General features: G+C 34.9%; 10 protein-coding genes. 1 reads left to right on the top strand and 9 read right to left on the bottom strand.

The features are described from left to right. Positions 1–168: 168 nt before the first annotated feature. Complete coding sequence (locus GON26_RS02870) at positions 169–1,188, top strand: hypothetical protein (protein WP_160373201.1); 1,020 nt, start codon at positions 169–171, stop codon at positions 1,186–1,188. Between the two features lie 100 nt (positions 1,189–1,288). Here GON26_RS02870 and GON26_RS02875 read toward each other — a convergent pair whose 3' ends face one another. The 9 genes from GON26_RS02875 to GON26_RS02915 form a co-directional block, all read right to left on the bottom strand. Beyond that, the gene (locus GON26_RS02875; protein ID WP_160373202.1) at positions 1,289–2,341 is read right to left on the bottom strand and encodes a sialidase family protein; all 1,053 of its coding nucleotides are present in this window, start codon (positions 2,339–2,341) and stop codon (positions 1,289–1,291) included. Positions 2,342–2,486: 145 nt separating this feature from the next. Beyond that, the gene (locus GON26_RS02880) at positions 2,487–4,178 is read right to left on the bottom strand and encodes a PNGase F N-terminal domain-containing protein (protein ID WP_160373203.1); all 1,692 of its coding nucleotides are present in this window, start codon (positions 4,176–4,178) and stop codon (positions 2,487–2,489) included. A 150-nt stretch (positions 4,179–4,328) separates the two neighbouring features. Next, positions 4,329–5,915: a SusD/RagB family nutrient-binding outer membrane lipoprotein gene (locus GON26_RS02885; RefSeq protein WP_160373204.1), complete on the bottom strand. Its 1,587-nt coding sequence runs from the start codon at positions 5,913–5,915 to the stop codon at positions 4,329–4,331. A gap of 31 nt (positions 5,916–5,946) precedes the next feature. Next, entirely contained in the window at positions 5,947–9,273 is a 3,327-nt protein-coding gene (locus tag GON26_RS02890) for a SusC/RagA family TonB-linked outer membrane protein (protein WP_160373205.1), read from the bottom strand. Positions 9,274–9,617: 344 nt separating this feature from the next. Further along, entirely contained in the window at positions 9,618–12,278 is a 2,661-nt protein-coding gene (locus GON26_RS02895; protein ID WP_160373206.1) for a glycoside hydrolase family 3 N-terminal domain-containing protein, read from the bottom strand. Positions 12,279–12,291: 13 nt separating this feature from the next. Next, the gene (locus GON26_RS02900; protein WP_160373207.1) at positions 12,292–14,532 is read right to left on the bottom strand and encodes a GH92 family glycosyl hydrolase; all 2,241 of its coding nucleotides are present in this window, start codon (positions 14,530–14,532) and stop codon (positions 12,292–12,294) included. Positions 14,533–14,542: 10 nt separating this feature from the next. Then, positions 14,543–16,027: an alpha-L-fucosidase gene (locus GON26_RS02905; protein ID WP_160373208.1), complete on the bottom strand. Its 1,485-nt coding sequence runs from the start codon at positions 16,025–16,027 to the stop codon at positions 14,543–14,545. A 152-nt stretch (positions 16,028–16,179) separates the two neighbouring features. Beyond that, a complete protein-coding gene (locus GON26_RS02910) occupies positions 16,180–18,498 on the bottom strand; it encodes a glycoside hydrolase family 20 protein (protein ID WP_160373209.1) in 2,319 nt (772 codons plus the stop codon). A gap of 5 nt (positions 18,499–18,503) precedes the next feature. Beyond that, positions 18,504–21,641 carry a glycoside hydrolase family 2 TIM barrel-domain containing protein gene (locus GON26_RS02915; protein ID WP_160373210.1) on the bottom strand — a complete coding sequence of 1,046 codons (3,138 nt, stop codon included), beginning with the start codon at positions 21,639–21,641 and terminating at the stop codon, positions 18,504–18,506. Between the last annotated feature and the right edge of the window lie 53 nt (positions 21,642–21,694).

Consider the following 21,694-nt stretch of genomic DNA (forward strand, 5'->3'; position numbering starts at 1 on the left):
TAAATTGTTTTTATTCAGCTATAGACAGTTTAGATTAGCTGTTATTCTAAAATCTGGTTTTATTTTAAGTAAAATAAAGAATTAAAAGAAATGTAAACAGTCTATTAGCTGTTGTTGAATTTGTTAAAAACGTTTTCTTAATTTCATTATCTTTGTAAAAATATTAATATGTTCCAATTCAAAAAATATTTAACACTAGCCATTTTCTTGTTCTTATTCTCCTGTCAAAGTGAGATAGACGAGCAGGATACTAATGCGCAGGGAACAATTACCAATATTTCTCCTCTTACTACTTATCTGCAAAGGGTTGCAATGGTTCCCACCGTTCAGGATAATGTAATCGACGGATCGAGTTATTGTACTATAAAACTACCTTATACGGTAACGGTTAATGACGAACAAATTGCCGTAAATACCGCTACAGATTATCAAAAAGTACTGGATAATATGAATGCAGATCCTTATGATGATGATCTTGTAAAAATAGATTTTCCTGTAACGATGGTGTACTATAATTACATCGAAAAATTGATTCCGAATGAAACTGATTTTAATGACTTAATAGATTATTGGAATCTCTATCCTGATCTTTTAGCCAAGATTAACGGATTGAATATCGATTATCCTATTACCATTAATACGTATAACAGTGCCAATCAGATAGCAGGTTCCCAGTCAATTATAAGCGATCAGGCATTTTTTAATTTTATTAAAAATTTAAACGAAAGCCAGTATATATCCTTGAACTACCCGATTTCGATAGCCGATTATAATGATCAGAATCGCTTAATTACCAATAATTTAGAATTCGAAAACGCCATCAAATATGCTATAGATAACTGCCCGGAGAATAACATTATTACACTCGATTTTACTGCAACGATAACAAATGGTTCCTGGGAAATTCCTTATTTTTTTGATGAATCTCTAAAGACTTCTAACTACAGCGGCTATTCCTTTGTTTTTAAAAATGATAAAACTGTAGTCGCTACCAAAGGAGCTGTTTCAGAAACAGGCCAATGGGATAGCAGAGTGCTATATGGTGTGAGAGAATTTCAGCTCAATTTCAGTTCATCATTACTGAGCAAATTAAATCAGGATTGGAAACTTTTTGAATTTAATAATTCGCAAATAAGAGTCCGTGATGTAAGTAATAGTAATCGCTATCTTTATTTTGAAAAAAATTGATGATAGAGATAAAGCTATTTTTATTTAACCCTTTGAGTGTAATTATTTTTTTGAGTTACTCATTTATTTTTATTTAAAAAAAAAATATACCAAAACACCTCTATGCTTCCAGATTAAAAGCGACATGTTTAATATATTTACGATTGTAAGTATAAAGCACATGAATCATTTTGTCTGAAGTCTGAATAATTGCCGGATAGCTAAATTCGCCTTCGGGCTGATTTTCGAGATCAAAAAGTTTTTCCCAATGAATTCCGTCTTTCGAATGTTCTACATCTAATATATTGCGCCCGTTAAACCAGTCTTTACCTTGCTCTAGCGGATTATTAACCAATAAAAAAAAGTTTTTATTTACCGTTAAAGCATCAATTCCTGAATTTGAGTTTTTTACATTCAGGCTATCGGTCTGATGCCAATTTTGCCCATTATCATGAGACCAGCTCGTAATAAGTTTATTATGTTTACTTCGAAATAACAGCTGAATTTCTGAATCTGAATGCACCAAAAAAGCAGGCTGAATGATCTCAAAATTTTGTTTGTTTTCGATGCTTATTTTTTTCCATGTACCGGTTGATTCGGTATAGGTTTCTACATGACTTCTCCATTGGTTTTTTTCGACACTTTCTGTACTGCTACCACATAAAATAACTCCCTGAGTTACCTCTATCGGTTTGTTTTTTATGGGACCTAAAATGCCTTCAGGCAGATATTCAGGTTTACTCCAGGTCATGCCATCATCCTTAGAAGAAATCATAGCTCCAAACCACTCTCTGGGATTTTTCCCTACTTTATAAAACAAATAGAGTATTTTACTTTTGGCTTTAAATAAAACCGGATTCCAACACGGTAAAGTATCTCCTTTGATTACTGCGGGAGTTATTAGGCATTGAGGCGAAGACCATACTTTTTCTTTATAAACAGAACTATAGATTCCAACATCTTTAGCCCCTTCATATTTTCCTCCAAACCATGCCGCCATGATTTGATTGGGTTTATATTCTACTAAAGTCGCTGCATGGCTGTTAGCTGTAACAGGTTTTTCGGTTATAAAAGTACTCGTAATATTGTAAGCCTGATTTTTTTGCTTTACAGAAGTACATGAAATACAAACTAAAAACAATACTATTATCGAAGAGTCTAATTTTGAAACCATTATGTATTGTAAATTTAAAGCTTTTTATTTTATACTAATTCAACAGTACTATCTGATGATTAAACGACTGCTTTGAGAAATTAAATTGATTACTCAATACAATTTTTATAATTCATTTACAAAGGCAATTATTTGATTCAATCAATTAATTCTTTGATTCACCAACCAGAACTCCTGAAACGTTCCAATGGTTTGTACTAGGTCCTTCATTTGGTCCCTGTTCTATAACTATCTCTATTACATGATTTCCTTTTAGTAACTTACTCAACGGAATTATATAGGGAGAAGTTAATGTTCCCGGACACCAATTTGACCTACTTAAATCACTGGAAGATAATCCATCTTGAAAATTACCTGAAGCTGGATTAGATAATCGATACGTTGCACAATCCGTTCGCCAAGGAATAATTTTAAATACTTCTTCGCCATCAATAAATACTTTGTTCATTTTGGGAGTAAATTCATCTCCTTTTTCCCAACCACCATGACCTGTGGTAGTATATAAAAGTTGTAAGTTTTGTAGCTCTTCCTTAATTTCAAAATTCACTTTCAGAGTATCATTTGCAAAAAGGCCTCCATAATTTTGGCCTGACATCTCCATAGTATTAACTGTTGAAAATAAAGGTGCTATATACTTTTTCTTATTTGGTTTGTCATCGTTATTGTTCATTAATGGATAAACATCCAGTTCAAGGTTTATTTTATGGCCGCCAGCATCATAATTACCAATAAAAACGCCGATCCAAATTTCATCTCCGTCAGTAGGAATAAGAGAACTCACGTCTTCTTTATAAACAACTTCTTTTGCCCAGTTATAATTATTTATTTTTCGTTTATCATTAAAATAATTAACTCCAAATGGTGTAAAAAATCTAAGTATTTCGATTGCTGGCAAATAATCTTTTTCTTTAATAATTCCTTGATATTTATTTTTTTTATTATCTGTATAAATTGGCAATTTATCCAATCCGTGTAAATAACCATCTAATAATGTAACTATAGCTGCATCTTTTTTTACTGGAATAATAAATACTGATCCAGTCCTGTCGTAAGCATCCCCATTAGATTTACTGGTTAGTTTTGCAAAAATGGCACTACTGTTTTTTAACTCCGGAGTAATTTTTATTTTTTTTAATACAACACTTCCTTTTGAAAAATGATACACTTTATCTGTTTCAAGCTCCGCTTCTTTAGGAATAACAAGATTGGGATCAAAATTTAAAATTTCGTTATCGAAAATTTTTAAGATTTTATACCTTGAATTTATTGCAATTTCTTCGAATTCTGATGTATTAACAACCTGGGTTTTATCATCATAATTAAGTATCGGGATATATTTTTTTTCTTTATCGATAGCACTAGCGGTAAGTGTAAAATTTCCATTAACAACCAGTTGTAAAACTAGAGCGTTTTTACTTGGTAAATAACTATTATTTGGAGTTCCTTTTACAATTGTTTGCTCTGTAAACCAAACATCTATAGTATTGGAAAAATACGAAAATCTAGCATGCTGACACTTATAACCCAGCAGTATTCGTGTATCATTATCAAATTTAGGCTGAGGCAAACTATCAAATGGAATTATTTTTTTGAAAACCGTATTTCCATCTTTAATAGTACTTACGTTGTAATTGTTTTTTAAATCTATGAATTGTTGTATTTTGTCAGTTGGTTTTGATAAAAAAACCATTTCATTATATACATAGATTGTGGTATTCTCGCCTGTTTTTTTTCCGTTTTGAAATTTATCATACTTTATTTTATACACCTCAGATTTTTTTTGAGCAACAAGTGTTAAGGAAAAAAATAACAATATGGCATTAAAAAATTTTATCATGTAGTTACAAATTATTTTTTTGACAAAAATTAAACTTGAAAAACCTTTAAAAAACAGAGGTAAGAATTACATCTTACCTCTGTTTAAATGAATAGTCACAGGTGCTTTAATCGCACTTGTTACTTATTGGAATTTCGTAGTATTCCATTATCATTTTATGTCCCAGAATATTTTGGTGCTTAAATTATCATTTGCTTTAACAGCATTATAATTATCCCCATTATAAACACTCTCAGAAGTTGGATATGTCCAGCGTGTTGGTGGTGTTTTTCTCACACTGCTTGTTTCATCCTCACGAAATGGTAAAGCGGGAAGTTTTAATCTTCTTTGTTCTGCCCAGGATTCATCAACCTGCATCATATTGTAGTGAATATACTTTTGAAAAGCAATTAATTCCAATTGAGCTGCTGGTGTTGTAGCTCCGGCAAAGTTTATAGTAGCTATGTAAGCATCAATTTCAGCAGTTGTTGGTTCTGTAGTAGGTTTCCAAGTAGTGTCATCTGCTCTATCACCTAATCTTACATAATATTCAACAGATTGTCTTATTGCTTTCTCAAAATAAGTTTTAGCCGAACTAGCATTTCCTGTTCTTGAATAGTATTCCGCAAGAATCAGGTTTACTTCAGCCGCATTGATCAATGTTCCAGGCAACCAATCATTTCTACTAATTACAGAACGGTTGTAGATTGCAATCTTACCATCCGTTATTAACTGCTCCTGATCTCCTGATGCCAACATTGGATCAAGTCCTTCATAAGTAGGAGCTACTATGACTACGTTGCTTACGATACGTGATCCTTTTTCAAACAACCAGGGTTGACGAGGATCATTATTCGCATTCATGTGATCAATCATTGGTTTTGGAGCAATGTTGTTTCCTCCCTCCATAGCATCAAAAAATCCCGAAGTATCTAAATCAGTGTCTTGAGTATAAACTCTGAAAGCAATGTTTTCCGAATTTTCATCTACAATTTCGCCACTAGCAATAATTGCAGCTATTTCAGTATTGGCTCTTGCCGCAAAAGCAGGAACCGCTGATACTCTGTTTAATAATTTTAAACGCAAAGAATTGCAATAGTTTTTCCAGCTTACCAAATTTCCTTTATTGATTAAATCCTGATTTTTAAATTCTAATGTTACATTAGCAGATAAAGTAATCGAATTCAGTTCAGCAGAAAATGCTTTTAACTGATCTAACATCATGGTATATAGTTCCGTTTGATTATCATACTTAGCTAATGCAGCAGCATAATTACCACCAGTTGAACTAATTTTACCTGCTTGAGAGAAAGGAATATCTCCAAAGTTATCAATCATTTTTGAAGTATGATCGTATAAATAAATAGTTGAAGTAATGGTATAGATTCTATTTTCAGTCTGCTTTGCAACAGGCAAAGAAGCCATCACTTTTTCTAACTCTCTGTATTGGGTAATAAATTTATAAAAACGATCCCATCTGTAAACTGTTGCAGCTCCCGAAACATAGCGACCGGATAAGTTTGTAAATCCATGCCCCTGAGTATAAGTAAGAGAAGTAGATCTTAGCACTGTAAAGTAATTCCAGTAAGAAGGAATTACATCCTCAAAATTAATTTTCATGAATCCGGCAAACTGTTTAGGTACAGTAGTTGTTTCAACCGTAGATGGATTTCCATACGCATCTTCAAAATCGTCCTTAGAACAAGAACTTAAAAAAACAACTGCCGTTGTTAGCGATATATATAATAATTTTCTCATGTTATATTTTTTAAAATTATGAAATATCAAATTAAAAAGATGCTCTTAACATACATCCGACACTTCTGGTAGCTGGGTTTGTTCCCGCATTATTTATGTTTTGAGACCATTTAGAGCCTGCTGTAGTAGCCTCAGGATCCATATCCTTAATTGATCTATAGATAAAGAACAAATTACGGCCATAAAGAGAAAAATTAAATTTAGTGGCACCTAATTTATTAGCCCAGGCAGTTGGCAAATTATAGGATAAAGATATTTCCCTCATCTTTATATAATTGTTTTCCTGAATATACAATTCATAACGTGAGCTACTGTATTGAGGACCTCCCCAGTTATAAGTCATGTTGTAATAACCTGCCTGAGAGATTACATTAGTATTAGTTGAACCATCTGCTGTAACACCATTCATCAACATACCATCACGATATAATGTTTGACCTCCTGGTCCACTGGTAGCGCTATTAGGAACCTGAACTCCCTTACCATTATCCATATAATAAGTCAGACCACCACGCTCATTAGTACTATAGTTCAAACTTTCTTCTGTCAATCCTCGTGAAGTCATCCAGTTAACCCCTGTTGGCATCAAATAACCTCCATAAGAATAGTCGATATTAACATCTAAAGTGAAATTTTTATAAGCAAATGTGTTCAATAAACCTCCAACTCCTTTCGGCATAGCATTACCATATTTTTCCCATTTATCTCCATCAATCATATAAAACCCATCAGAGTCAACCATTTTATTACCACTGGCATCTGTCTTAACAGGGTGTGCATAAATACCTCCCATTGGATCACCTACTACTGATTTTAATTGAGCAGCAGATCCATCATAGTCAGCATGCAATAATTCTGATGCCCCGTTAGCCAATTTCACAACTTTATTAACATTTTTTGCCCAGTTCAAAGTAAGATCCCAGGAAAAAGATGCTGTTTTTATCGGAGTAGCAGTCAAAGCAATTTCAACACCTTGGTTACTCAATTCTCCAACATTAGCCAAGATTGACGACGCTCCAGTTGTAGGTGCCAATGTCAAATCTAAAATTTGATCATAAACGCGTGCATTATAGTATGAAAAATCCAATCCTAGCCTTCTATTAAAGAATTTAATTTCAAAACCAAGCTCGTATTCGTTTTTCATCTCCGGTTTTATTATTTCATTACCATATTTATCCATAGAATTTGTAATCAACACCGGAGTAGTCGTCCCCTGATTACCCAATGTAGTTTGATTGAAAGCTACGTTTGCCTTATAAATCTCCGGATAATTACCCACAATACCCCAGGAAGCTCGTAGTTTAGCATAACTGATTACTTCTGGTAATTTGACAGCATCAGACAATACGAAAGATGAATTTACAGAAGGATATGTAAAGGCATTATTATTAGGATTCATAGTAGAAGTACGATCCCTTCTTATTGTACCTTCAAGAAACAAGTAGTTTTTGTAGTTACCGTTGACAGTTCCAAATACTGCATCTTTTACAACTTCATATTTTGTATCAAGACTTTTTGGAGTGTTTACTGAAGAATTCATGTCATACCAGCCTTCAACGCTCAAACCACCATCTGTAAATCTTGATAAAGTAGATCCAGTTTCTTTTGTTGCGGTATAACCAGCTGTAGCACCAATTTCGAAAGCTTCATTAATTTTTTTGTTGTAAGTCAACATCACATCTCCATAAAGAATATTATAGTCTTTAGAATCCATTTGATAAGAACCAGTACCAAATCCATATACCAAAGGTCTTTCAACTGGGTTTTTAGTTTCTACATTTACTGAAGTTAAATCAGTAGAAACACGACCACGTAATTTCAAATCTTCATAAATAGTATAGGTTTCAGTAACACTGGCAATCAATCGGTTTGTAATTTCGTCTTGTTGATTTGCACTAGTATTCCAAAAATAATCACCAACATCTGCCTTGAATCCATTACGTATGATATTTTCACCTGGAGTCAAACTTTGATTTGTACCAGTAACATATTTGTATCCTAAACTGGTCATGTATTTGTCTTTGTACCAATCTCCATTATCAAACGGACTTATCATACCAGTAAAGTTATTTATCAATCGATCCATACCAATAGCACGGTTATGAACATCTTGATTCATATAACTCACAATCACATCTGTTTTCAGGTTTGGGCCTGTTTTGAATGATGTATTTAAGTTAAGTGTGTTTTTTTTGTTCATGTTACCCATACTAAGACCTTGTGATTCATTATGTGTATAAGAAAAACGAATGCTGCTATTCTCTGTATTGTTAGAAAGTGCAATGTTTGTTACTCCATCCCATGAATCCTGAAACATATTTTTGTATCCGTCTCTTTGAGCCGAATAAGGGCGAACAACACCATCCCAAGACATAACTGGCTGACCATCGAACCAAGGTCCAAAGTTATTACTACTACTTGAAACACCTCTGGTATCATTAACACCATCACCATTTGTATCATAATAAGCAAAACCATCGGGTGGTAAGTATCCTGAAGTATAATTTGCATTTGTCCAACCTGGACCTCTTTCATATTGAAATCTTGGCAAGTATGCAATTTCGTTATTGGAATAACTGGTACTAAAATCTACACCAAAACCTTTTTTTCCTTTACCAGATTTAGATGTAATCAATACAACCCCATTTACGGCCTCAGAACCATATAATGCAGCAGCCGAAGCTCCTTTAAGAATAGAAATATTCTCAATATCTTCTGGATTAATGTCTGCCAAACCGTTACTTCTAATACGCTGATCACTCCAATAATCATTATTTGTAGCTGCCCCATCGCGAATTGGCACACCATCCATAATAATAAGCGGTTGGTTTTTACCTGTAATAGAGTTAATCCCACGAATCTGGATGTTAATATTTCCAGCTCCTCCCGGAGTTGAAGTAATACGAACACCTGGTGCCTTACCATACAAAGCATTAGCAACGGTAGGTGAACCAGTCTTAACGATTGCATCAGCCTTAATCATACTGGTAGCATAACCTAAAGCTTTTTTCTCCTTGGATTGACCAAGTGCAGTTACAACAACTTCTCCTAATTGTTGATTGTTTTCAACTAAACCTACATTGATAGTCGTCTGTCCTGAAACAGGAACTTCTATTGTACCAGAACCTACATAAGAAACTATCAAAATTCCTGATAGATTTGGAACATTAATACTGTACTTACCATCAAAATCTGTTGATGTACTCGTTTTTGTTCCTTTTACCATAACATTTGCTCCTGGAATCGGTATTCCGCTTGAAGCATCTGTTACTGTGCCTTTTACTGTATTTTGTGCTTGTAAGCTTTGGAATGCAAACAAGCAAAACACAAACAGTAATTTAAATACTTTTTGAATCATAATTTGGTTTTTGTGTTAATAATTTTGGTTATTTTTTGAGTTATCTTTTTGAACCAACTAAAGGTTAATTCTTTGTTAAATCTATAACTATATTTCGTCAACAGAATATTATTTCGACCAATGACTAGTTTGAAAAGGTGTTTGTCAATTTTTTATGTTTTTTAAGCACTTCAACTCTATTTAGTGCATTATTATTAGCAATTTATAAAGGATACCAAATAATCACCAACGGTTCGATATATTATAAAAAAAAACATTAATCTCAATTTTAAGATTAATGTTAATTTCTTGTTGTAAAAATGTATTGAAAACAAAACAGCTGTTTTCCTTGAATTCTTTTTTAGTTAATTAATAACTTTAAAACTCAACTTCTGCAAATCTGTAGCATTTCCGCCTACCATAACTTCAAAGTCTCCGGGCTCTACTACACGCTTCATTTCTTTGTTCCAGATTGATAATTCGTCAGCCGTTAGTATAAACGCTACTTTTTTAGTTTCTCCTTTTTCAATAAACACCCTATTAAAACCTTTTAATGTTTTTCTCGGAGTTGTTACACTGCTATACACATCCTTAATATACAATTGCACAACCTCATCTCCGTCATAGTTCCCAACGTTCTTAACGTCAACGCTTACTTTTAATTCTCCACCAGCTTTAATTGCTTCGGTACTAATGGCGAAATTTGAATATTCGAACTGGGTATAACTTAAACCGTAACCAAAGTTGTAAAGCGGATTTTCACTTTCAGAAACATAGCGGTGAATCGCAGATGGTTTTTGGTTATAATATATAGGTAACTGTCCCACAGATTTTGGAACTGTAATAGGCAATCTTCCACCAGGATTATAATCTCCAAATAAAACATCGGCTACAGCCCTTCCTCCTGCTTCACCAGGAAACCAACCTTCGATAAGAGCCGGAATATTTTCGCTAATCCAGTTGGTAGAAAGCGGACGACCGTTTAGCAATACACAAACCACAGGAGTTCCGGTTTTTTGAATCGCTTCGATCAATTCCTGCTGCATTCCGTGTAAATCTAAACTCGCCACGTCCCGGTTTTCTTCTACCAATTCATTTGATTCTCCCAAAACCACAATCGCAACATCTGCTTTTTTAGCAATGTCAATCGCTGGCTGAAAGTTTACTTTTTCTAAATTCCAACGCAGGTGTGCTCTGGCTCCCCAGCCACCTTCCCACATTTCGATGCGGACTTTGTATTTTTTACCGGCTTCGATGTTTTTTGGAGTCGTCACCATACTCGTAGCTCCTTTTGACCAATTGTCAATAACAAGCTGATCGTCAACCCACATTCTTATTCCGTCATCAGAACTTAATCCTAACCAGCCATCAAATGCTTTATCTGACTGAATATAACCTGTCCAGCGAATAGAGAAATCATCATCAGTAACGCCGTCTCCGGGAGACCAGGGCCAGTCAAACTCTAATTGATTGTCGATACGCGTTAATACCGGATTTCCTGCTACATTTCGGTTGTTGAAATATTCTCCTTTTAATCCGTTTTGAGATCCGTCTGGGGTAAACAAATATTTCGATGGAATAATTTGTCCTTTTACAATTAAGGAAACACCCTCTTCATAAAGTACATTTGTTGTAGCACCCGCAACTTGTTTAATCCCTTCCAGAACTGTAGTTCCTACTTTATTTTTTACAGCATATCCGCCTAATCTTGAGGCATCCGCATTGGGTCCGATAACGGCAATTGTCTTAATATCTTTACTTAAGGGCAGGATATTCTTGTCATTTTTCAATAAAATCATCGATTTATGAGCGGCTTCAAGAGCGATATCCTGATTTTCTTTGGTATGAAAACGTTCTTTTATCAGGTTTTTATCTGTATATGGATTTTCGAATAATCCCAATAAAAATTTAAGTCTCAAAACACCTCCTGCAGCACGGTCAATTTGCTCCATTGTCAGTTTTTTTTCATTGACCAATTCGATGATACTTTGTTGCCAAAATTCATTTGTAAAATCATAAAACTGCATATCAACTCCCGCCGCGATGGCTTCTCTGATACTTTCTTTTGGAGAATTCGTTACATAATGCGTGGTTTGCAGGTATTTGATCGCACCTAAATCTGAAACTACAATTCCTTTAAAACCCCATTCTTTTCTCAAAACATCTGTTAATAACCAATGATTAGCTGCACAAGGAATACCATCTAATTCAGAATACGCACACATCGTTCCTAAAGCTCCGCCTTTTCTGAATGCTTTTTCAAATGAAGGAAGATGATCTTCTCGGGCCGAACGTTCTCCCACTAAAATTGGAGAAGAATTTCCTCCAGCCTGCGGAATACCGTGAACAGCAAAATGTTTTGGTTCTGAAATTATTGTGCGATCCGATTTTAAGTCATCGCCCTGCATTCCTTTGATCATGGCCAAACCAATCTCGCTGTTTAAATAAGCATCCTCTCCAAAAGTCTCCGCAACCCTTCCCCAACGTGGTTCGCGTCCCAAATCTAAATTGGGTCCTAAACCAAAATGAACTCCGTGAGCCCTGGCTTCCATAGCAATTACTTTACCTACTTTGTCCATTACGTTCGTATCCCAGGTTGCGCCTAAGCCTATGTTCATTGGAAACGCTGTGCTTCCGTCATCCAGATATCCGTGTAACATTTCACACATGATAAGAGCCGGAATACCCCATTTATTATTTTTGATTACTTCACTTTGAAGATCGTTAATCATTTTTGCCGAACGCGGATAAAGATCATGAATCGCTCCAATTCCTAAATTTCCAATTTTTGCAGCCGATTTTGATTTAGAAAAATCTTCTTTTTCTTTAAAAAGTTCCCCTTTGTACATATCCATTTGGCGGGCTTTCTCCTCCAGAGTCATTCTGTTTAGTAAGTCTTTTACTCTGTCTTCAACAGGTAATCTAGCGTCCTGATAAGGATATTTTTTCTGCGCATGACTCTGGTTCAAAAAACCTACAGCCATCACAAAAACAATGGCTGCTTTTTTGATTTTTAATTGTAACATAGTGGTGTTGTTTTTAATTTTGAATCACTTTTAGCGTGTTTCCATTCACGAAATCTTCGTGCGAAATAAAAAAGCTATTAAGTGGTTTTCCGTTTATTTCAATCGAATTGATTTTACCGTCATTATTAATTTGTCTTTCGATTACAATACTTTCATTTTTATAATATGCCGGATCTAATTTGATTTTCACTCTATGAAACATTGGTGCAGTAATAGTATAAATGGGATCTCCTGGAGAAATAGGATAAATTCCCATCATGGCATAAACCACCCAGGCCGACATTGTTCCGGTATCATCATTTCCTGGTAATCCATTAGGTTTGTTCAGAAAATATTCTTTAACTAATTTTTTTACCAATTCCTGTGCTTTCCATTCATCCCCTTTTACATAATTAAACAAAAAAGGATTCGCGATATCCGGCTCGTTTGCCATATCAAATTGCTTGCTGTCGAATACTTTTTGCAATTGATCCGAGAACGGTTTTTCTCCGCCCATTAATTTAATTAATCCTTTGATATCATGTGATACCATAAAAGCATACTGCCACGCATTACCTTCGATAAAACCAACATTTTCTTCAAAATTTGCTCCAGATTCCGGATCAAAAGGTTCGTACCATTTTCCGTTAGGGGTTCTTGGGCGAAGTAGTTTTAAATCTTTGTCGAATAATTTTCGGTAGGAAAGTGATCGTTTAGAAAAACGCTTATAATCATCTTTTTCACCTAAAGCTTTCGCTAAAAGTGAAATTGCATAATCAGATGTATTATATTCAAGGGTTGTAGAAACGGGGCCAGGATAATTAGTAGATAAATATCCTTTATCGATATACTCTTTAAGCCCTGGTCGCAACGGATTATCATCGGTTTGATTTGAGCCTTTCAGCATGGCATAGTAGGCTTTGTAAAAATCAAAATCCTGAATTCCCTTTAAGCAGGCATCAACTATAACGATGCTCGCCGGATCTCCTACCATGGTAAATGTTTCTGTTGAATTTAATTCCCATTTTGGCAACCAGCCGTTTTCATCATACATATCCAACATACTTTTTATCATATCCGATTGTTGCTTAGGATAAACTAAAGAGGTTAACTGGTGCATGTTTCGATACGTATCCCACAAAGAAAAAGTCGTATAACGGGTGCCTGTTGTTTTAGCGATTTTGTTTCTTTTTATTACGGGATATTCTCCGTTCCAATCATTCAGAGTATTGGGATGAATCAAAGTGTGGTATAATGCCGTATAAAAAATCGTGTTATCGTCACTAGAACCACCTTCGACTAAAATCTTCGAAAGTTCTTTGTTCCATTCGTCATAAGTCTCTTTATAAACAGCTTCAAAGGATTTATTTCCGGTTTCTTTTTCTAAGTTTTCACGTGCGTTTGCAATACTTACGTACGAAATTCCAATTTTTACCTCAACGGTTTCCTTTTTATCAAACTCATAGGTAAAATAGGTTCCGATACTATCGCCAACAACCGTTTTGATGGAGTTTTCCATCATTCTGGTTTTGCCGTTGTAGGTCATCCATTGTGCTTCTATACCTTCGTATTTTGGTGTTTTTTTCCAAATACCAAACTTATCTGCTGGTTTCGAAAATTTCGCTACAAAATATACCGGATAAGCATCTTCGGGACTATTATAACAAAAAGAACCTACCGTACGCATTCCTTCAATTTCTGTTGACGAAACGACTTTTACCATCGCACCTTCTTCATTGGTTAAACCTAAACCCAGATTCAATAATATATTTGATTTCCCTTTAGGAAAAGTAAATTTGCTTACGCCTACTCTTTTTGATGCTGTAAATTCGCCTTTAACTTTATATTTATCCAGATCAACACTATAATACGCCGCTTTTGCTATTTCGTTAGAATATGTTGATCCGTATTTTAAATGATTGATTTCTACATCACCAGTTGTGGGCATTAACAAAATAACGCCCAATTCCGGGCAACCTACTCCGCTTAAATTTACCTGACTAAATCCCGTTAAGAAAGTATTTTCATTTACATACGGATTCGAAAGCCATTGACTGTCTTTTTCTAATTTATTTTGTTTTCCGGCAACATTAAACGGACTAATACTAGCCATTCCTCTTGGGGCAATTGGTCCTGGAAAAGTGGCTCCGTAATTTGAAGTTCCAATAAACGGATTTACAAAATCCGCTGGCTGCTGTGCAAAATTGCTGATGCTAAAAAACAGCATGCAAAAAATACATGCTGTTTTTATGGTTATTCTTTGGTTTAAAAACATATTCTTTTTTCTATCTGTTTATCGCTTCTATTTTTAAAGTCCATGCCTCTTTACAAGGCAAATTATTTCTCAGACTCTCCGGAATTATAACTTTAAATCCTTCAGCTTCTTTTGTCCATTTCAGGGAAGTTTTGGAACCTAACATCGTGATTTTTGTTCCTTTTTTAGGATTAATTGCTTTCACTGTAAGGGTTGCCGGAATTTTGTCTTCTCCTTCTTTTGCCAAATAAAACAAGAAAACATTTCCTGTTTTGTTTTGCGTCATACAAATATTTTCTTCTTTAAAAGGTTCAATTGGTTTTGTATTATAAATCGCTGTGCTGTTTACTTTCATCCAGTCTCCGTAAGCCGCCAATAAATCGTAAGCGCCTTGCTGCCATTCACCTTCTGGACTTGGCGCAACATTCAATAATAAATTTCCGCCTTTTGCTACAATATCAACCAGCATGTGAATACCTTGTCTTCCAGTCATGTATGTAGCATCCGGAGTATAAGACCAACCACCGCCAGCAGGAATACAAGATTCCCAAGGATAAGGCAGCGTTTTAGCTGGAACACGTCCTTCTGGTGTTAAATAATTTTGGTTTTTACCGTGAACAGCTCTGTCAACCACAATTAAACCTGGTTGTTTCTGACGTGCTTTTACAACCAATTCATCCATTTTAGGATCCTGATCTACGACTCTGTGTTTGATGAAACCGTTTTTAGATTCGTTTTCTGCAAACTTTTCATCATAGTTTTCTTTTAAATTTTGCTGATCTCTTTTTTTAACCCAACCTCCATCTAACCATAAAATATCAACTTTGCCGTAATTAGTAAGGATTTCTAAGATTTGGTTGTGGGTAAAATCAACATATTTCTGCCATTTTTCCGGATACAAAGACGGATCGTAGTTTACGTTTCTGTCGAATGGAGGAAAATAAGGATCCCAGTAGTTTTCGTTGTGCCAGTCTGGTTTAGAGAAATAGGCTCCAGTTGAGATATTTTCACCTCTAAAAGCGTTGAAGATCTCTTTTAAAACATCTGCTTTTGGGTTGGTATGAAAAGGAACATCTTTACTCGTTATCTTATAATCAGAATATTTAGTGTCATACATATTAAATCCGTCATGGTGTTTCGTGGTAAAAACCATGTATTTCATTCCTGCATTTTTAGCCGCTTTTGCCCATTTTGCAGGGTCAAATTTTGTTGGGTTGAATGTTTTTCTCAATCCTTCATAATCTGCAATGTATTGATTGTAATTTGCTGGATTACTTCCTTTTTTACGTTCGCACCATCCATAATCTTCCGGGCATATTGACCAGGATTCTACAATTCCCCATTGGCTGTAAGTTCCCCAGTGCATTAGCAAGCCAAATTTTTTGCCTTGCCATTCTTCTAAGTTTTTCAAAACTAATGGATCTGTTTCTGGCACATATCTTTCATCTTCATAAATCGCCTGCGCGAAAATTTGAGCTGAAAATAAAAGGGTGATTATGAATATTCCTCTTTTCATCTTTAATCTATTTATTGTTTTTAGTTTTTAGTTTTTAGTTTTTATTATTGGTATCAAGCTTTGTCAAAGCTTCTGTGTATTTTTCGTTTCGTTTGTAATTTCTGATAAAATTGGGGTTGCTTTGTCGTTAAGTAATTACTCCCAATTGGTTTTTAATTCACTACAATTTCATCTACAAACAACCAGGAACTCTCTCCTTTTGGACTTTTCTTTAAATTGACTGCCACTACTTTTACATAACGAACATGCTGTTTCTGAAAATTAATTTTAAAATCTTTCAATTCCGGAACTGGATTTACAGCATACGAACGTACTGCTTTTCCAACTTGTTTGTAATATATTCCATCATTAGAAATCAACACTTTAACTTCTGTCGGAAAATTAACGCCTGCTCCCTGACTTTCTAAAGCTCCTACCATTACCTGTTCGATACTTTCTTGTTTTTCAAGGTCGATTACCAATTCCATATCGTTTACCAGCCAGGCCTGCCATTGTCCGTCATGAAAATTCTTGCTCCCTCTAATCGTGTTTACCATCGTATTGGCATCTCCTTTATAATTCTGATTAAAAGGTGTCAAATATTTTACTTTATGTGCTACCGCTTTATGAAAAATAATAGTATCGGTAAATGTTTTTCCAACAGGTTTTTCGTCCTGAAATAAAGAAGCTTTTATAATGGTTGTTTCCTTAAATTCAATTGGACTTGTATATTTTACCGCATGATGATTGATGCTTTGATTTCCTAAAACGTAACGAATATCGGGGTTTGGAAACTCATTTTTCAGTTCGACTTTAATTTGTTTATTAGCCAAATCTGCTGTTGAAGAAGCCGTTACCAAATAAGCACTTTTTGCATAATTGATTCCTAAATAATCGTAACGTTTTAACATCGGGAACAATCTGGCAGTAAAATCATTCCAGTCGCGTTTTTCTTTCGGACTCCATAAAGTTTCTGACAAAGCGGCTAATCTTGGAAAAATCATATACTCAGAATCTTTTGGCAATGACAAATGTTCTGCCCATAAATTAGCCTGTCCGCCCAATACATGCGCCGCTTCCTGAGGTGTCATAGTCGAAACAACTGGATCAAATTTATAAACTTCGTTTAACGGATTATAAGCATCAAAAGCCAAAGGTTCTTCGTTTTGCGGACCTTGATAAAAGTTAAAATAACAAGGCGTTTCTGGTGTCATAATAACATCGTGACCCTGATGTGCCGCTTCAGTTCCTCCTTTAGTTCCTCTCCAGCTCATTACCGTTGCATCTGGAGCCAAACCGCCTTCTAAAATCTCATCCCATCCAATTACTTTTTTCCCTTTAGAATTGATGTATTTTTCCATACGTTTTACAAAATAACTCTGCAATTCATGAGTATCTTTTAATCCGTTGTCTTTCATTCTTTTTTGACAATGAGGACATTTTTCCCAATTCGTTTTTGTGGCTTCGTCTCCTCCTATATGAATATATTTTGAAGAAAAAACAGTAATGACCTCATCTATAACATCCTGCAAAAACTCAAATGTAGTTTCTTTCCCTGCACAATAAATATCAGTCAAAGGCCAGACTCCGCCTGAAGGAACTCCAATTCTTTGATTAAAACAAGCCAATTCAGGATAAGATGCAATGGCTGAACTCACGTGTGCCGGCATTTCGATTTCTGGAATGATCTCAACCCCTTTCGTTGCAGCATATTTTACAATTTCTCTTAATTCATTCTGCGTAAAAAATCCACCATAAGTTCCTTTTTCATCCGGATTTGTGGTCAATCTTGCGTTCCAGCTGGTGTTTTCCTGATCTACTCTCCAGGCTCCGATTTCGGTTAGTTTTGGATATTTTTTAATTTCGATTCTCCAGCCCTGATCATCTACTAAATGCAAATGCAAAACATTCATTTTGTGCATTGCCAAACGATCGATTGTAGCCAGAATATAGTTTTTATCAAAGAAATGACGTGATACATCCAGCATTAAACCTCTCCATTTAAAACGTGGCTCATCAGTAATGGTAACACTTGGAATTTGCCATTTTGCAGTCGTAATGGCAAATTTACTTTCAATAGCCTCAGGAAGTAATTGTCTAACACTTTCTAAACCATATAAAAAACCAGCCTTTTCTTTGGCAGAAATAATTATACTATTCGGATTTACATCCAAAATATACCCTTCGTTTTTTAAGTTAGGATCCGTCATAAACTGAACGAAATTCCGCATTGGAACTTTTGTCACCATCACTGGCTTCCATCCTGCTGCAACTTCAAATTGAGTTGCCAGGGCATTTACTGCGTCTTTCTGAAAATCGTCATTAACAACAAACTTTGTGTCTTTTGTAAATTCAAAAACACCCGTTTTTATTAAAGTCTGAGTTGGTTTTGGAATAATACGAATATCATTCTCTGTGTAAACTTTTTGCGCTTTAGAAGAAGTTGCAAGAGTAAAAAAACCAATTAGTAAAAAAGACTTTATAATTCTCATATTTATTATTTTAAAGAAGGTGTAATTTTAAATTGATATTGATACTTTTTGTCTCTCAAAAGGTATTTTTCCATTGGCCAAGCCTGCCAGCTGTCAATACCGCCCACTCCCATTTGTTTGTAATCGATTTTTAAACTTGTTAAATCTCTTTCTTTCAGTTCAGCAGCGTGTCTTTGGTCTTTTTGTAAACCATCATCTAAATCTTCATTTAAATAATGTAAAGCCGTAATAGACAATAAATCATTTGAGATTACGGTCAACTTCAATTTATTTCCTGACAATTCTAAGAAACGCACATCTGTTTTATTACCCGTTTCCTGCGGACGGATGTACGGATAATATTGTTCTGAAACCGTTTGATTGTAAAGTCCCACTTCGGAACTGTAATTTCTGTCAATATAATTTTCGTGCGGGCCTCTTCCGTAATACTGTATTGCGTTGAAATCTTTCGGAACAATCATTTCCATACCAAATCTTGGCAGCATGGGCTGTACTTTGGTTTTATCCAGATTTAGAACTTCTTTTACTACGATTTCTCCGTTGCTGTTCCATTCATAATTCAAATCTAATGTTCCAGAAACGGAAGCCAATTGGTACGTTGCCTGTACCAAAACTTTATTATCTTTTGAAACGCTGTAAGTCCAGTTGACCAATGTTGGGTTTTCTGTTGCTTCTTTCCAGGCAATCAGGTTTTTTTGCAAGTTTGCTCCATAATCATTATCGTTTGGTGCTCTCCAAAAATTAGGTCGCAATTGATAACCTTCTTTTATAATGGGAAGATTATTGAAGGAATAACCACTTATAAATCCAGTCTTTTTATCGAAAGTAATCTCAGCTTTATCACTTTTAAAAACAGTAGCCTCTATTTTTTTCTCCACCGTAATTTTAGAAACGCCTTCAATTTTAGTATCATTTTTCCATTCGCCTTGCAAAGCCAATTGTTCTTTTGCAATCTCAAAACCTTTTGGCAGGAATGGTTCTTCTTCTTTTAAAGTATAAGAAATATTGACAAAAGCTTCTCTAAACGCTTTATTTTCTAATGAAACTGGCAGCTGATACGTTTTAGATTGTGTTGGATCGATTGCTAAATCATCGATAGAACCAGAATCCTGAACCACTCCGTCTAAAACTAACTTCCAGTTTAAAGTCACATTACTTAAATCTTTAAACGAAAATTCATTATAAACTTTAATCGTTGCACTAGCTTTATCTTGCCATGAAGTCAGAATGTTTTGATAAACATTTCGCATTTCAAAAGCATGCGGATTCGGTTTTCTATCCGGGCTAAAAACACCATTGTTAAGGAAATTATTATCACTTGGTACATCTTTAGGACCAAAATCGCCTCCATAAGCAAAAACCACTGTTCCATCAGGCTGCGTTTTATAAACGGACTGATCGATCATATCCCAAATAAAACCTCCCTGAAAGTTTGGATATTTTCGAATAACATCCCAATAATCTTTAAAATTTCCCATCGAATTTCCCATCGCGTGCGCATACTCACATTGAATGTAAGGTCTTTCAGGATTTGGGTTTGCCAGAATGTATTCTTCCATTTTATTGGGAGAACTGTACATGGGGTCAATAATATCCGAATTCCATTCGTATTTCAAATCTTTTCCATCCCATGAACCCGCAGTAGCTCTTTCGTACTGAATTGGCCTTGATTTATCTCGGTTTTTTATCCACAAATAACCTCTGTAAAAATTGTAACCGTTTCCGGCTTCGTTCCCCATACTCCAGATAATTACCGAAGTATAATTCTTATCTCTTTCGACCATACGCTGCATACGCTGGACATGCGCTAACTCCCAGTCTGGCTTGTTTCCCAGCGTTTTGGTAATATCATACCCCATTCCGTGCGATTCTATATTGGCTTCATCCACCACATAAATTCCGTATTTATCGCATAATTCGTAAAAATATTCATCGTTTGGATAATGGGACATTCTCACGGCATTGATATTAAATTCTTTCATCAGTTTAATATCTTCTTCCATTCTTTCTCTCGAAACAGTCTGTCCCGTAACCGGATCCGTTTCATGACGGTTTACACCTTTTATATAAATTGCTTTTCCGTTTACCAAAAGCTGACCGCCTGTAATTTCTACTTTTCTAAAACCAACATTATGATGAATTACTTCGACAACATTTCCTTTTTTATCTTTCAAAATAAAGCTTATCTGATATAGATTCGGAATCTCGGCACTCCATTTCTTTGGATTTTCGACTGCAAAATCAAAAGTTTGTTTTTCGCTTAAAGCAGAAATAACTTTAGAGGTTATCATTTTATTTCCATCTTTTAACTGAACGTCTAAAGTGTAGCCTCCTTTTTTATCAACATTCGAAAATTCAGTAGTAATTTTTAAAGTTCCGTTTACATATTTAGCATCTAAATCTGGAGTAATTTCGAAATCTTTCAAATACGTTTTATTTCTGGCAACTAAATAAGAATCACGTGTAATACCACTCATTCTCCAAAAATCCTGACATTCTAAATACGAACCGTCATTCCATTTCATTACTCTTAAAACAATACTGTTTTTACCAGTTTTTACATATTTATTCAAGTTGAATTCAGAAGGCAATTTTCCATCTTCGCCATAACCCACATAAACACCATTTACCCAAACCGTTAAATTTGATTTAGCTGTTCCGATATGAAGAAAAATATCTTTTCCCTCCCAGGATTTATCGATTGTAATGTCACGTCTATAAACTCCTGTCGGATTATAATCTGTTGGAACAAAAGGCGGATTTATTTTGATATATTTTGCAAAATCGTAAGTTGTATTGGTATAAATAGGATACCCATAACCATTTACGTCCCAGGTTGCCGGAATTTTAAAATTATCCCAGGCTTTATCGTCGAAAGTAGTTTTTTCAAAATCCTTTGGAAGATCATCGGGTTTATTCACATAAATGAATTTCCAGGCTCCGTTGATATCCAGATAATTTTTAGATTCTCTCCAATTGTTTTTCGCAGCTAATGCTTCATTTTCAAAAACATAATAAGCCGCGTGCATGGGCTCTCTATTCTCTTCGTTTATTTTTTCATTCTGCCAAAAAGGAGTTTTCTCCTGAGCCTGTACAGATAACATTGAAGCAATTAGGAGTACTATGAATAGGTTTTTTTTCATAATTTGTTTTTTATTATCTACAAAACTACTACAAGTCTTTTGTCATACCAAGT

Origin of the sequence: Flavobacterium hydrocarbonoxydans (assembly GCF_009789235.1) — a bacterium.
In the GTDB taxonomy this organism is placed as follows: Bacteria; Bacteroidota; Bacteroidia; order Flavobacteriales; family Flavobacteriaceae; genus Flavobacterium; species Flavobacterium hydrocarbonoxydans.